Source organism: Pseudomonas sp. B21-012, assembly GCF_024749305.1.
In the GTDB taxonomy this organism is placed as follows: domain Bacteria; phylum Pseudomonadota; class Gammaproteobacteria; order Pseudomonadales; family Pseudomonadaceae; genus Aquipseudomonas.
On sequence record NZ_CP087197.1, the window covers coordinates 1293710 to 1308479 of the forward strand.

General features: G+C 62.7%; 11 protein-coding genes. 3 read left to right on the plus strand and 8 right to left on the minus strand.

Features of this window, described 5'->3' with window-relative positions; genetic code table 11:
* Positions 1-71: 71 nt before the first annotated feature.
* Positions 72-2663: a glycosyltransferase gene (locus LOY37_RS05870; protein WP_093386695.1), complete on the minus strand. Its 2592-nt coding sequence runs from the start codon at positions 2661-2663 to the stop codon at positions 72-74.
* Between the two features lie 289 nt (positions 2664-2952).
* Between LOY37_RS05870 and tcdA the strand changes: the two genes are divergently transcribed.
* Positions 2953-3774, plus strand: a complete 822-nt coding sequence (gene tcdA / locus LOY37_RS05875; RefSeq protein ID WP_045193641.1) for a tRNA cyclic N6-threonylcarbamoyladenosine(37) synthase TcdA — start codon at positions 2953-2955, stop codon at positions 3772-3774.
* On the opposite strand, the gene LOY37_RS05880 is transcribed toward tcdA, so the two are convergent.
* The 4 genes from LOY37_RS05880 to LOY37_RS05895 are packed head-to-tail and all read right to left on the minus strand — an operon-like array spanning position 3753 to position 6859.
* Positions 3753-4163 (minus strand): SufE family protein, encoded by a 411-nt coding sequence (locus LOY37_RS05880; protein WP_258716460.1) that lies wholly within the window; start codon positions 4161-4163, stop codon positions 3753-3755. The two genes, tcdA and LOY37_RS05880, sit on opposite strands and share 22 nt — an antisense overlap.
* Complete coding sequence (locus LOY37_RS05885) at positions 4160-5365, minus strand: aminotransferase class V-fold PLP-dependent enzyme (RefSeq protein WP_258716461.1); 1206 nt, start codon at positions 5363-5365, stop codon at positions 4160-4162. Before LOY37_RS05885 ends, LOY37_RS05880 begins: the two co-directional genes overlap by 4 nt.
* Before the next feature lie 54 nt (positions 5366-5419).
* Positions 5420-6454, minus strand: a complete 1035-nt coding sequence (gene dapD, locus LOY37_RS05890; protein WP_045193637.1) for a 2,3,4,5-tetrahydropyridine-2,6-dicarboxylate N-succinyltransferase — start codon at positions 6452-6454, stop codon at positions 5420-5422.
* A 42-nt stretch (positions 6455-6496) separates the two neighbouring features.
* Positions 6497-6859 carry an ArsC family reductase gene (locus tag LOY37_RS05895; RefSeq protein ID WP_093386686.1) on the minus strand — a complete coding sequence of 121 codons (363 nt, stop codon included), beginning with the start codon at positions 6857-6859 and terminating at the stop codon, positions 6497-6499.
* 230 nt (positions 6860-7089) lie between these two features.
* On the opposite strand from LOY37_RS05895, the gene LOY37_RS05900 reads away from it, so the two are divergent.
* Positions 7090-8736 carry a Na+/H+ antiporter gene (locus LOY37_RS05900; RefSeq protein ID WP_258716462.1) on the plus strand — a complete coding sequence of 549 codons (1647 nt, stop codon included), beginning with the start codon at positions 7090-7092 and terminating at the stop codon, positions 8734-8736.
* 66 nt (positions 8737-8802) lie between these two features.
* Here LOY37_RS05900 and dapC read toward each other — a convergent pair whose 3' ends face one another.
* Genes dapC through map form a run of 3 tightly spaced genes read right to left on the minus strand, consistent with a single transcriptional unit; the run spans position 8803 to position 13523 of the window.
* Positions 8803-9996, minus strand: coding sequence for a succinyldiaminopimelate transaminase (dapC, locus tag LOY37_RS05905; protein WP_258716463.1), 1194 nt, complete (start codon positions 9994-9996; stop codon positions 8803-8805).
* Between the two features lie 23 nt (positions 9997-10019).
* Positions 10020-12719 carry a [protein-PII] uridylyltransferase gene (locus tag LOY37_RS05910; protein ID WP_213602221.1) on the minus strand — a complete coding sequence of 900 codons (2700 nt, stop codon included), beginning with the start codon at positions 12717-12719 and terminating at the stop codon, positions 10020-10022.
* A gap of 21 nt (positions 12720-12740) precedes the next feature.
* Positions 12741-13523: a type I methionyl aminopeptidase gene (gene map / locus LOY37_RS05915; RefSeq protein ID WP_093386675.1), complete on the minus strand. Its 783-nt coding sequence runs from the start codon at positions 13521-13523 to the stop codon at positions 12741-12743.
* Between the two features lie 344 nt (positions 13524-13867).
* Here map and rpsB point away from each other — a divergent pair, with 344 nt between their 5' ends.
* On the plus strand, positions 13868-14608 hold the full coding sequence (gene rpsB / locus LOY37_RS05920; protein ID WP_258716464.1) for a 30S ribosomal protein S2: 741 nt from the start codon (positions 13868-13870) through the stop codon (positions 14606-14608).
* The last annotated feature ends 162 nt before the right edge of the window (positions 14609-14770 follow it).

The following is a 14770-nucleotide window of genomic DNA, read 5'->3' on the forward strand; positions in this document are numbered from 1 at the left end:
GGGGTTATCTTATAGCAATTCAGAGCCCTGTAGGAGCGGCGCACCGCCGCTCCTACAGGTTATCTCAAGGCTCAGGAGGCCTGGGCCGGCTGCGCGGCATCCACAGGCTTTGGCAGCGACGACAGCATGGCCATGATCAGCGCCGCCAGGTAGGGCAGCGACTGCACCAGCAGCATGGTCACCCAGAAGCGCATGTCGTTGCTCGGCAGGCCCTGGACCAGGTAGATCCCGGCAGCCGCGCCCCACAGCAGCAACATGATGAACAGCTCTTCACGGGCCTCTGACAGCGCCACCAGCAAGCCATGGCTGTCGGCGTTCTTCGGCGTGCGGAAGAACGGGATGCTGCTGGTGAAGAAGCCGTACAGCACCGCCTTGGCGATGGTGTGCGACAGCGCCAGGCCGGCCAGGGCCGCGGCGAAGGCGTCCTTGAGGTTCACGCCCACCGCGCGGCGGTAGAGGAACACGATCTTGCCGACCTTGAACACGAACAACGCCAGCGGCGGAATCGCGAAGATCAGCAGCGGCGGGTCGACCCGCTGCGGCACGATGATCATCGCCGCCGACCACAGCAGGGCGCCGACGGTGAAGAAGATGTTCATGCCATCGGCGATCCACGGCAGCCAGCCGGCGAGGAAGTGGTAGCGCTGGCCACGGGTCAGTTCCGAGTCCTTGCCGCGCAACAGGCTTGCGGCATGGCGCTTGATGATCTGGATGGCGCCATAGGCCCAGCGAAAGCGCTGCTTCTTGAAGTCGATGAAGGTGTCGGGCATCAGGCCTTTGCCATAGCTCTCGTGGGAATACGCCGCCGAGTAGCCTTTCTCGAACACTCGCAGGCCCAGTTCGGCGTCTTCGCAAATGCACCAGTCGGCCCAGCCCAGCTCTTCGAGTACCGAACGGCGGGTCATGGTCATGGTGCCGTGCTGGATGATCGCGTCACGGTCGTTGCGGGTGACCATGCCGATATGGAAGAAGCCTTTGTATTCGCTGTAGCAGAGCTTCTTGAAGGTGCTTTCGTTCTGGTCGCGGTAGTCCTGGGGCGATTGCACCACGGCGATCTTCGGATCGGCGAAGTGCGGCACCATGTGCTTGAGCCAGTTGCGGTCGACACAGTAGTCCGAGTCGATCACCGCGATCACTTCGGCGTCCTTGGCGGTATGCGGAATCAGGTAGTTCAGCGCGCCGCCCTTGAAGCCCGCCAGGGGCGCGACGTGGAAGAACTTGAAGCGCTCGCCGAGCATCTCGCAGTGCGCCTTGATCGGCTCCCAGACCGCCGGGTCCTTGGTGTTGTTGTCGATGATCAGGACTTCGTAGTCCGGGTAGTCCAGCGCGGCCAGGGCGTTGAGGGTCTGTTTGACCATCTCTGGCGGCTCGTTGTAGCACGGCACATGCACCGAGACTTTCGGTCGGTACGCGGCGTCGGCCTGCACCGGCAGGAACTCCCGGCGGCGCTTGTGAATCCACACCGCTTCGGCCAGTTCATGGGCCTCGGTGAGCAGCACGATAAACACGCCAAGGGCGCCGAGGGCGAGCAAAAAGCCCACGGTGAGGCTGAACCAGGTGCTGTATTGCTGGCTGTAATCGTAGCCGATCCACACCAGCACCGAACCGCAGAGGAAGGCGATGAAGGTCAGGAAGGTGCGCCCGCGCTGGCGCAGGGCCGAGCCGTCGATCAGCAGCAGGGTCAGCGAAAGCATCGCCAATACCACCGAGCCGACCGCCAGCACACGCCATTGCGGAATGGCCACCACCGGGCCTTCGAAGTTGAATTTCTGCTGGCGGGCAGCGTTGAACACGCCCCAGTAGGCACCCACCGAGCCTTCGTCGCTGGCCTTCCACGGCTGGTCGTAGGCTTCGATGACAAAGTAGTTGTAGCCCTGGCGGTTGAGCTTGTTGACCAGGGTGCGCAGGTAGATGGCCTGGTCAGCCGGGGTGGCATCGGCACCGCCGCGCATGCGGCCGTTGCTCGGCCAGCCGACTTCAGACAACAGCAGCGGTTTGCGTGGGAATTGCTGCTTCAGATCGCGGGCACGATCCAGTACGAACTGGCCGGCATCCTTCATCGGGATGAACTCCCAGTACGGCAGGATGTGCGCAGCTACCAGGTCGGCATGCTTGGCCAGCTCCGGGTGTTCTTTCCAGATGTGCCACTGTTCACTGGTGGTCACCGGGACTTTTACTGCCGCGCGCACACGGTCCATGTACTGGATCAGTGCTTCGGGGGTGATTTCCTTGCGAAACAGCGCTTCGTTGCCGACCATCACCCGCACCACGCTGCGCGAGCTGTTGGCCAGTTCGATGGCTTTGTCGATTTCCCGTTCGTTGCGCTCAAGGTCCGGGCTGATCCACACCCCCAGGGTCACGCGCAGGCCGAACTCTTCGGCCAGGCGCGGAATCTCGGCCTGGGTACCTTCCACCGTATAGATGCGGATGCTGTCGGTCAGCTTGCTGAGCTGTTCGAGGTCCTGGCGCAGTTCGTCCTCGCTGGGGTACTGGCCCTTTTGCGGGCTTTCGCCCTGGCGGAACGGCGAATAGGAGAAACCGGAAATCTGCTCCGGCCAGTTGGGGGCGGAAACCGGGCGGTTGATCAGCGCCCAGAACCCGGTGAATAGCGCGGCGATAGCCATGACTATTACCAGGTTGATACCAAATTTACGCGATGACATAGATAGTTCGGGTTCCGAAAGGTGGAACGGGCGGGCGCCATGAGGCGCGAATCCTGCGTGCTTCCTGCTCAGATTGTGTAAGAACAGGTCGGTGGCAGAAGATTGGATTGGCTTCAGGAGCTGAAGTTCTTAGCCCGTACTTTTGTCGTCCAAGTCTTTGGATTGCATAGGACATTAAAGCAGGATTACAACTGCCTTGACCAATGCAAGACTCGGGTGGCGGCCACGGCAGGGTGTCATCGCACCCCAAGAGGCCTATAATACGCGCCGGTTTTTTCGGGGTTGGGCCATGAGTACAGAAGATCCACGCTTTGCCGGTGTCGCCCGGTTATACGGTGACAACGGCCTGCAGCGCCTGCGCGAGGCCCATGTGGCTATCGTCGGTATCGGCGGGGTCGGCTCCTGGGCGGCCGAAGCCATGGCCCGCAGCGGCGTGGGCGAAATATCGCTGTTCGACCTCGATGATGTCTGCGTCAGTAATACCAACCGCCAGCTGCATGCCCAGGAAGGCAATATCGGCCGGGCCAAGGCCGAGGTCATGGCCGAGCGCCTGCGGGCCATCAACCCGGCGTGCAAGGTGCATGCGGTGGTGGATTTCGTCACCAAGGAAACCCTGCCCGAGTACATCGGCGAACACATCGACTGTGTGATTGACTGCATCGACAGCGTCATGGCCAAGGCCGCGCTGATCGGCTGGTGCAAGCGCCACAAAGTCACCATCATCAGCACCGGGGGCGCCGGCGGGCAGATCGATCCAACCCAGATCCGCGTCGCCGACCTGAACAAGACCTTCAACGATCCGCTGGCCTCGCGGGTGCGTTCGACCTTGCGCCGCGACTATGGCTTTTCCCGCACGGTAACCCGCAACTACAGCGTGCCCTGTGTGTTTTCCACCGAACAGCTGCGCTACCCCAAGGGTGACGGCAGCGTCTGTCTGCAGAAGAGTTTTGTTGGCGAAGGGGTTAAGCTTGACTGCTCAGGCGGCTTCGGCGCGGTGATGATGGTCACCGCGACCTTCGGCATGGTCGCCGCCAGCAAAGCGGTGGAAAAGCTTGTGGCCGGCGCTCGGCGCCCGTCCGAGCGCCAGGCTCAGACACCTGCGGCAAGCTGAGCCATGCGTTGCAGCACGGCGTTCAGGCCGTTGCTGCGCGAGGGTGAGAGCTGGCGGCCCAGGCCTAGCTGGTTGAACCAGGCGGGCAGGTCCAGTTGCGCAAGCTCAGCGCTGGACAGGCCCTCGACCCGCACCAGCAGCAGCGCCAGCAAACCGCGGATGATCCGTGCATCGCTGGCGCCTTTGAAGCGCCACTGACCATCTTGCTGTTCTGCCACCAGCCAGACCTGGCTTTCGCAGCCATGGACTCGGTTGGCTTCGGACTTTTCTTCTTCGCTCAAGGGCACCAGGTGCTCGCCCCATTGCATCAGCAGGCGCGCGCGTTGTTCCCAGCCGGCTGCTTGTTCGAACGAATCAAGGGCTTGCTGCGCAGCGACAGGCAGGCTCATCGCAGCAGCTCCAGGGCCTGATCCAGGGCGTCGAAGAAGCGCTGCAGGTCGTCGGAGTCGTTGTACAAGCCCAGCGATACGCGGATGGCACCGTCCAGGCCGAGGCTTTTCAGCAATGGCATGGCGCAGTGATGGCCGGCGCGTACGGCGATGCCCTGTTCGGTGAGCATATGGGCCAGGTCAGCGTTGTGCACGCCCTCGACCACGAAACTGGCCAGGGCCACTTGCGGCTGACCGAGCAGGCGGATGCCTTCGCGGTCGTTGAGGCCACGCAGCAGGTGGCGGTGCAGGCCGGCTTCATGCTCGGCAACAGCATTGGCATCCAGGCCGGCCAGGTAATCGAGGCTGGCCCCGAGGCCGATGACGCTGGCAATCGGCGGCGTACCGGCTTCAAAACCCAGGGGCGCCGGGCGAAAGCTGGCGCTGTGGTAGTCGGCGACCTGGACCATCTCGCCGCCGAACTGCCAGTGTCGCAGGCGCGCCAGGGCTTCACTGCGGCCGTAGAGCACACCGACACCGTCCGGGCCATAGAGCTTGTGGCTGGAGAACACGTAGAAATCGCAGCCCAGCTGGCGAACGTCGTGACGGCCGTGGACCACGCCCTGGGCACCGTCGACCACGGTTAGTGCACCTTGGGCCTGGGCATGGGCCAGCAGGGGCTCCAGCGGCTGCCAGGCGCCGAGGACATTGGACAGCTGGCTGACCGCCAGCACCCGGGTACGCGGGCCAATCAGTTGCAGGGCAATGTTCAGATCGATCAGGCCGCGGTTGTCCAGTGGCAGCACCACCAGCTTGAGCCCACGACGCTGGGCCAGCTGTTGCCAGGGCAGCAGGTTGGCATGGTGTTCGAGGGCGCTGATGGCAATTTCGTCACCGGCCTCGAACAGCGGCTCAAGCCCGTAGGCGAGCAGGTTCAGGGCCGAGGTGGCGCCGTGGGTGAAGACAATCTGCTGGCTGTCGGCGGCGTTCAGCCAGCCGGCGACCTTGTCGCGGCTGCGTTCGAAGGCCTGGGTAGCCAGGGCGCCGGGCAGGTGTTGGGCACGGTGCACATTGGCAGCACCATGGCCGTAATAGTGGCTCAGGGCATCGAGCAGGAGTTGCGGTTTTTGCGTGGTAGCGGCGCTGTCCAGGTAGGTCTGGTGCTGGCGTTGCAGGGCGTCGATGGCTGGGAAGTCAGCGCGCCAGGGGGAGGGCTGGAACATGATGATCGGACCTGAAAATCGGGCCTGGCGTTAGGCCAGACCCGATGGTACCACTTAGTTGTGGGCGTGCAGCGCTTCGTTCAGCTCGATGGCCGACTTGTGGGTCTTGCACTCCACTGCGCCGTTGAGCGAGTTGCGGCGGAACAGCAGGTCGGTCTGCCCAGCCAGGTCGCGGGCTTTGACCACCTTGACCAGCTGGTTGTTCTCGTCCAACAGGTTCACCTTGGTGCCAGCGGTGATGTACAGGCCGGCTTCGACGGTGTTGCGATCGCCCAGTGGAATGCCGATACCGGCGTTGGCGCCGATCAGGCAGCCTTCGCCAACCTTGATGACGATGTTGCCGCCACCGGACAGGGTGCCCATGGTCGAGCAGCCGCCGCCCAGGTCCGAACCCTTGCCGACGAAGACGCCCGCGGAAACACGGCCTTCGATCATGCCCGGGCCTTCGGTGCCGGCGTTAAAGTTGACGAAGCCTTCGTGCATGATCGTGGTGCCTTCGCCGATGTAGGCACCCAGGCGCACACGGGCGCTGTCGGCGATACGCACACCGGCAGGGACGACGTAGTCGGTCATTTTCGGGAACTTGTCTACCGAGAATACTTCCAGCAGCTCGCCCTTCAGGCGCGCTTCCAGTTGCTGCTCGGCAAGCTCGGCCAGGTCGACGGCGCCCTGGCTGGTCCAGGCAACGTTTGGCAGCAGCGGGAAGATCCCGGCCAGGTTCAGACCATGTGGCTTGACCAGGCGGTGCGAGAGCAGGTGCAGCTTCAGGTAGGCTTCCGGGGTGGAAGTCAATGCGGCGTCTTCGGCCAGCAGGGTGACCACCAGCGGCTTGTTGCTTTCGGCCAGGCGGGTCAGCAGTGCGGCCTGGGCAGCATCGACACCCTTGAGGGCTTCGGCCAGCTGCGCGGCCTGGCTGGTGCTGAAGGCGATCGCCTGGTTGCCGCCTTCATAGCCCAGGACCGGGGCGATGGCCGCGACCAGCTCGGCAGCCGGGTTGATCAGCGGTTGGGCGTAGAAGACTTCCAGCCAGGCGCCTTGACGGTTCTGGGTGCCGACACCGAAGGCCAGGCTGAACAGGGTAGTGGACATGCAGTTACCTCTTGCGAAATTGAATGAAAGCTCGGCGCCGGGTTACTGAAGGGCGGCCGCGTACAAATCAGGCTTGAAGCCGACCAGGGTCCGCTTGCCGAGGTCGAGCACAGGGCGCTTGATCATCGACGGCTGGGCCAGCATCAGTTCGATGGCCTTGGCCTGGTCGAGATCGGCCTTCTGGGCGTCGTCGAGCTTGCGGAAGGTGGTGCCGGCGCGGTTGAGTACCGTTTGCCAGCCATGTTCATCGCACCAGCGCTCAAGGCTTGCACGGTCGATGCCCTGGGCCTTGTAGTCGTGGAAATCGTAGCCCAGGCCCTGCTCTTCGAGCCAGGTGCGGGCTTTCTTCATGGTGTCACAGGCCTTGATTCCATAAAGGTGCAATGGCGTGTCGCGTTTGGTCATGTCTTGCCCCCCTGGGAAAAAATGGTGAAGGATTATGCCATGGTCGGCGGCGTTGGGTTGGCGTTGCCATGGCTCTTTGTAGCATTGTGTTACAGGTTCTGGGCCGTTCTGCGACTTTTGTGCAGCGGTGCGCCGGCAGCCTAAGCGGCTAATATGTCGTTTCAATGGCAAAACCGTGCCCAGGCCCGCATAAGTTATTGAATGCGTTTGAATTGAACAGGACTCGCCGAATGCAATCAGCCTACACCGTTCTCATCCTGCTGATGCTGGTGAGTGTTTCCAAACTGGTCGGGCGAATGATCCCGCTGCCGTTGCCACTGGTGCAGATCGCCGCTGGCGCCTTGCTGGCGTGGCCTACCCTGGGCCTGCACGTGGCCCTGGACCCAGAATTGTTTCTGTTCTTGTTTTTGCCGCCGCTGCTGTTTTCCGATGGCTGGCGGATGCCCAAGCGCGATCTGTGGAAGTTGCGCGGGCCAATCCTGACCCTGGCCGTTGGCCTGGTGCTGTTTACCGTGGTGGGTGCCGGTTATTTCATTCACTGGATTTTGCCGAGCATTCCCTTGCCGGTGGCCTTCGCCCTGGCTGCGGTTCTGTCGCCCACCGACGCCGTGGCGGTGTCGGCCATTTCCCAGGACCGGCTGCCGACGCCGTTGATGCACATGCTCCAGGGCGAGGCGCTGATGAACGACGCCTCGGGCCTGGTGACCTTCAAATTCGCCCTGGCCGCGGCAATCACCGGCGTGTTCTCGCTGGCCGAGGCCAGCCTGACCTTCGTGCTGGTGGCTGTCGGCGGCCTGGCCATCGGTGTGGCCCTGAGCTGGCTGGTCGGGCGCCTGCGTGCCTGGATGATCGCCCGTGGCTGGGATGACCCGGCCACCCACGTGGTGTTTATGTTGCTGCTGCCGTTTGCCGCCTACGTGCTGGCCGAGCGCCTGGGCGCCTCCGGCATTCTCTCGGCGGTAGCGGCTGGGATGATGCAAAGCTGGCTTGACCTGCTGCCCCGGCAGACCAGCACGCGCCTGCTCAACCGCAGCGTCTGGTCGCTGCTGGAGTTTGCCTTCAACGGTTTGATCTTCCTGTTGTTGGGCCTGCAGTTGCCCGACATCATCAAGGCGGTGACCAGCCACGAAGCCTCGCTGTGGCCGACCTTGCTGTGGCGCTGCCTGGATGTGGTGGCGATCTTCGCGGTACTGCTGGCCTTGCGCTTTATCTGGGTGCAGAGCATCTGGCGCCTGATCGGGGTGATCCGCCGCTGGCGTGGTAAAGAGGACCTGGTGCTGATGCCCAACGCGCGTTCCTGCTGGCTGTTGACGGTCGGCGGTGTGCGCGGGGCGGTGACCCTGGCCGGTGTCATGTCGGTGCCGCTGCTGATCAGCGCCGGCAAGGACTTCCCGGAGCGCGACTTGCTGATTTTCATCGCCGCCGGGGTGATTCTGCTGTCGCTGGTGTCGGCCTGTATTGCCCTGCCGCTGTTATTGCGCGGGGTGACCAAGAGCCCGGATGACGCCCTGCGTCAGGAAGCCCAGGAGGCCTGGCGACGTACCGCCGAAGCGGCGATTCATGCCCTTGAGGCAGAGGACCTGAGTGAGGCCGGCAGCCCGCTGGACGCTTCGCAGGCAGCGCTGGCGGCCGAGCTCAAGGCGCGCTTGATGGCTGAATACCGGCATCAGCTTGATACCTTCAACGACAGCGCCGAAGCCCAGGCCCTGGCCGAACAGATGGACCAGCTGGAGCGGCGCTTGCGATTGCGGGCGCTGCGGGCCCAGCGTCTGGAGCTGTACAACCTGCACCGCCAGCATCAGATCGGTGACGACGTCGTGCGTCAGGTGCTGGGGGAGCTGGATATGAGTGAGGCGAACCTGGGGCCGGTGAAGTAAAGCACCCTGCGACAAGCCCGCTCCTGCCACTCACCGGTGGGGACGGGCTTACCTCTGATGGATTGTTTACTTCTGCAAGAACGCGCGAATCCGCTCGGCGGCTTCCACGCATTCGGCCAATGGCGCTACCAATGCCATGCGCACCCGACCGGCGCCCGGATTAACACCCTCCACTTCGCGCGACAGGTACGAACCCGGCACTACGGTCACGTGCTGGGCTTCGAACAGGTCGCGGGTGAACGCAGCGTCGTCGCCTGGCACCTTGGCCCACAGGTAGAAGCCGCCGTCCGGGCGCTGCACATCCAGCACCGGGGCGAGGATTTCGAGCACTGCGTCGAACTTCTCGCGGTACAGGTCGCGGTTGGCCAGTACGTGTTGTTCGTCGTTCCAGGCGGCGATGCTCGCCAGTTGGGTTTGCACCGGCATGGCGCAGCCGTGGTAGGTGCGATAGAGCAGGAACGGCTTGATGATCTCGGCATCACCTGCGACGAAGCCCGAACGCAGGCCCGGCAGGTTGGAGCGCTTGGACAGGCTGTGGAACACCACGCAACGCTTGAAGTCGCTACGGCCAAGCTCGACGCAGGCGCTGAGCAGGCCTGGCGGCGGGCTTTGTTCGTCGAAGTACAGCTCGCTGTAGCACTCGTCTGCGGCAATCACGAAATCGTACTGGTCGGCCAGGGCGATCAGTTGTTTCAGGGTGTCCATCGGCACCAGGGCGCCGGTGGGGTTGCCCGGAGAGCAGAGGAAGAGGATCTGGCAGCGCTGCCAGGTCTCGGCCGACACCGCATCGAAGTCCGGGTTGAAGCCGTTGCTGTCCAGGCATGGCAGGTAGTGCGGGGTGGCGCCGGCCAGCAAGGCTGCGCCTTCGTAGATCTGGTAGAACGGGTTGGGGCTGATCACCAGGCCGTCATCGGCGCGATTGACCACCGCCTGGGTGAAGGCGAACAGCGCTTCCCGGGTGCCATTGACCGGCAATACGTGTTTGTCGGCATCCAGCCAGCCGGCCGGTACGCCAAAGCGCTGTTCGCACCAGCGCACGATGGCCTGACGCAGGGCAGGCAGGCCGGCGGTGGTGGGGTACACGGCCATTTGCTTGAGGCTGTCGGCCAGGGCCTGGGCGACGAACGCCGGCGACTCATGCTTCGGTTCACCGATCGACAGGGCAATGGCGCGTTTGTCCGCCGCCGGCGTCACGCTGCCGAGCAGCGCACGGAGTTTCTCGAACGGGTAGGGCTGAAGCTGGTTCAAAGCGTTGTTCATCGGCGCAAGGTCTCGTCAAACGGTCAAATGGTCAGGCGGGTCAAAGGCACCCCGGTCGCCTGGTCGACGCGCAGTTGCTCGACGATCGCATCCTGCAGGCGGCTGCACAGTTGCGGGTCGGACAGGGGCTGGTTGTCGGCGTCGGTAATGAAGAACACGTCTTCGACCCGTTCGCCGAGGGTGGCAATCTTGGCATTTTGCAGCGACAGGTCGAACTCCAGGAAGATCTTGCCGATCCGCGCCAGCAGGCCGGGGCGGTCGGGGGCGCTGAGTTCGAGGATGGTCACCGGGCGCTGGGCATCGTTGTGGATGGTCACCTGCGGGGCAAAGGTGAAGTGCTTGAGCTGGCGCGGTACCCGGCGCTGGATGATGGTCGGGTAGTCGTCGGGGTTACGCAGGGCGTCGGTCAGACCGTCGCGAATCTGCTTGACCCGTACGGGATTGTCGCCGATCGAGCCGCCATCGTTGTCGAGCACGATATAGGTGTCGAGGGTGAACTGGCTGCTCGAGGTAATGATGCGGGCGTCATGGATGTTCAGGTTGAGTTGGTCCATGGCCGCCACGGTCACGGCGAAAAAGTCGTGCTGGTCGGGGGCATAGATGAAGATCTGGGTACCGCCCTCGAACTCGCGCTGGGTGGTTTCCTTGATCAGCACCAGCGGCCCGCCGTCAGCCGGCTGCTGGAGGATGGCATCGCTGTGCCAGGCGACGTCAGCGGCGGTATGGCGCAGGAAGTAGTCATCGCCCAGTTGCGACCACAGCTGCTCGACGTCGTCCGGGTCGGTGCCTTCGCGAATGAGGATATCCAGCGCCGCGCTCTGGGTCTGGCGGATCTGCTCTTCGCGGTCCAGCGGGTTCTCCAGGCCGCGGCGCAGGGCGCGCTTGGTCTCGGTGTAGAGCTGGCGCAGCAGGCTGGCGCGCCAGGAGTTCCACAGGCTGGGGTTGGTGGCGTTGATGTCGGCCACGGTCAGCACGTAGAGGTAGTCCAGACGGGTTTCATCGCCCACCAGCAGGGCAAAATCGTAGATCACCTGCGGGTCGGAGAGGTCCTTGCGCTGGGCGGTGGTGGACATCACCAGGTGATGCTGTACCAGCCAGACGATCAGGCGGCTGTCCCAGCTTGGCAACTGATGACGCGCGCAGAAGGCCTGGGCGTCTACCGCGCCGAGCTCGGAATGATCGCCCTGGCGGCCCTTGCCGATGTCGTGATAGAGCCCGGCGAGGTAAATCAGCTCCGGCTTGGGCAGGCGGCCCATGAGCTTGCTGGCCAGCGGGAATTTCTCCGAAACCGGGGTGTACTGCAGTTTGCGCAGGTGCTTGATCAGGTTCAGGGTGTGCGCATCGACCGTGTAGATGTGGAACAGGTCGTGCTGCATCTGCCCGACGATCAGACCGAACTCCGGCAAGTAACGCCCGAGAATGCCGTAGCGGTTCATCCGCCGCAGGTTGCGGTGGATGCCGATCTCGCACTTGAACAGCTCGATGAACAGGCTGGTATTGCGGATATCGTTACGAAACTCGTCGTCGATCAGGTGTCGGTGTTCGCGCAGCAGGCGGATGGTGTCGGCGCGCACGCCCTTGATTTCCGGGTGCTGGGCCATCAGCACGAAGATTTCCAGCATGGCGAACGGCGTGCGCTTGAACACGTTGGTACGCACGGCCTCGATATAGCCGTCATGCAGCTGGAAGCGGGCATTGAGTGGCTGGGCGCTGCCACTGTCGTCGTCGAGGATGACCTCTTCGAAGTGCTGGATGATCAGGTCGCTGAGCTCGGCGATGCTCATCACCACCCGGTAATACTGCTGCATGAACTGCTCGATGGCACGCTTGGGGTTCTCGTCGCCAAACCCCAGCAGCGCGGCGATGCTGCGCTGGTGGTCGAACAGCAGGCGGTCTTCAGCGCGCCCGGCCAGCATGTGCAGGGCGTAACGCACTTTCCAGAGAAACTCCTGGGACGAGGCCAGCAGGTTGTTCTCGCTTTCCAGCAGGAAACCTTCGCCGGCCAGGGCGTGCAGGTTGAGGGTGCCGTACTGGCGGCGGGCGATCCACAGCACCGTCTGGATGTCGCGCAGCCCGCCCGGCGAGCCCTTGACGTTGGGCTCGAGGTTGTACTCGGTGTCGTTGTACTTGTGGTGCCGGGCCTTTTGCTCGGCCCGCTTGGCCAGGAAGAATTCCTTGCTTGGCCACATGTGCGCGGTGCTGGTCACTTCGAGCATGCGCTGGCGCAGGTGCTCGGGGCCAGCAATGGTGCGGCTTTCCATGAGGTTGGTGACAACCGTCAGGTCGGCACGGGCCTGTTCTGCGCATTCATCGACCGAGCGCACGCTCTGGCCCACTTCCAGGCCGATGTCCCACAGCAGGGTCAGAAAGCGTTCGATCGAGTCGCGAAAGACTTCATGATCGGCGCTGTCGAGCAGAATCAACAGGTCGATGTCGGAATAGGGGTGCAGCTCGCCGCGCCCATAACCGCCGGTGGCGATCAGGGCAATATCGGCATCTTCGCTCCAGGTAAACTGGTTCCACGCCTGTTGCAGGATATTGTCGACGAACCAGGCGCGGTCTTCGATCAGCCGGCGGATCTCGCGACCGCTGCGAAAACGGTTGTCGAGCACCTCGCCGGCCTGGCGGATGGCTTTCTTGAAGGCAGCGATGGGGCTTGCCTTGAGGGCCAGTTCCGCCTGGAACTGGCCGCGATCGAACAGCTCGGGATCCACCTGGGGCATCGAGAGGCTTTCCTGTAAGAATCAGGCCGATGTGCGAGGAATGGTGTCGTCTTTGCGCAGGGTGAAGATCTCGTAACCGGTCGCGGTCACCACCAGGGTGTGTTCCCATTGGGCCGAGAGCTTGCGGTCCTTGGTGATGGCGGTCCAGCCGTCGCCCAGCACCTTGGTGTCGGCCTTGCCCTGGTTGATCATCGGTTCGATGGTGAAAGTCATGCCTTCTTTCAGTTCCATGCCGGTGCCGGCGCGGCCGTAGTGAAGGATCTGCGGCTCTTCGTGGAACACCTTGCCGATGCCGTGGCCGCAGAATTCGCGGACCACCGAGAAACCGTTCTTTTCAGCGTGCTTCTGGATTACTTCGCCGATGTCGCCCAGGCGGCAGCCCGGCTTGACCAGCTCGATGGCCTTGTACATGCATTCCTGGGTGATCTGCGACAGGCGTTCGGCCCAGACGGGCACGTTGCCGACGTGGAACATGCGGCTGGTGTCGCCGTGGTAGCCGTCCTTGATCACCGTGACGTCGATGTTCAGGGTGTCGCCATCCTTGAGCGGCTTGTCACCGGGGATGCCGTGGCAGACCACGTGGTTGACCGAGGTGCAGATCGACTTGGGGAAGCCTTTGTAGTTGAGCGGCGCCGGGATAGCCTGCTGGACGTTGACGATGTAGTCGTGGCACAGGCGGTCGAGCTCCTCGGTGGTGACACCGGGCTTGACGTGCTCTTCGATCATCTCCAGGACTTCGGCGGCCAGGCGGCCGGCGATGCGCATCTTTTCGATGTCTTCGGCGGTTTTGATGGTAACGGTCATTACAGGCTCTCTACGGCGCAGCAAGGCGCGAATAATCTGGGGAAAGGCCGGATTCTAACAGAGCGAAGCCCGATTCAGGCGGCTATGGCGCTGATACAGCCTTTATATAGGGGCCATTCTGGCGCTAATGGGCGGTGTGTGCAAAAGCCGGTGACGTTCTATGGTAATTCGGGTTTCGCTCGGCGAGCTTGTGTGGTATAAAATGCGCCGCTTTCCGGGGATAGCTCCGCAAGCACTAAACCCACACACGTGTCGACACGATGACCTGGGTGCCTTTGATCTGCGGATCACGGGTTGGTCATTGGGATACGTGGAGGCCCAACCCGACTTATCAAGGAACTATCATGTCCCAAGTCAACATGCGCGATATGCTGAAGGCCGGTGTGCACTTCGGTCACCAAACCCGTTACTGGAACCCGAAAATGGGCAAGTACATTTTCGGCGCGCGCAACAAGATCCACATCATCAACCTTGAAAAAACCCTGCCAATGTTCAACGACGCACTGGCTTTCGTCGAGCGTCTGGCCCAGGGCAAAAACAAGATTCTGTTCGTCGGCACCAAGCGTTCCGCTGGCAAGATCGTTGCTGAAGAAGCAGCACGTTGCGGTTCGCCGTACGTCGATCATCGCTGGTTGGGCGGCATGCTGACCAACTACAAGACCATCCGCGCTTCGATCAAGCGTCTGCGCGACCTGGAAACCCAGGCCGAAGACGGCACTTTCGCCAAGCTGACCAAGAAAGAAGCCCTGATGCGCTCCCGTGATCTGGAAAAACTGGATCGCAGCCTGGGCGGTATCAAGGACATGGGCGGCCTGCCTGATGCCCTGTTCGTGATCGACGTTGACCACGAGCGCATCGCTATCACCGAAGCCAACAAGCTGGGCATCCCGGTCATCGGCGTTGTCGATACCAACTCCAGCCCAGAAGGCGTTGACTACATCATCCCAGGTAACGATGACGCCATCCGCGCTATCCAGCTGTACATGGGTTCGATGGCTGACGCCGTGATCCGTGGCCGCAACAACGTTGCTGGCGGTACCGAAGTGTACGCCGAAGAAGCAGCAGCACCGGCTGCCGAAGCCTGAGTAACTGACGCTTAGCGTCTACTCGGCACGCGAAAAGGGGGCTTTGCCCCCTTTTTGCCACCTTGAAATCCTCCTGTCAGCATCGCCGTTGCAACCTTGTTACTGCATGAGTGCTGGCAAGTGGATTTACAGAATTGAACGCCCGTCAGTATCGGGTGGAAT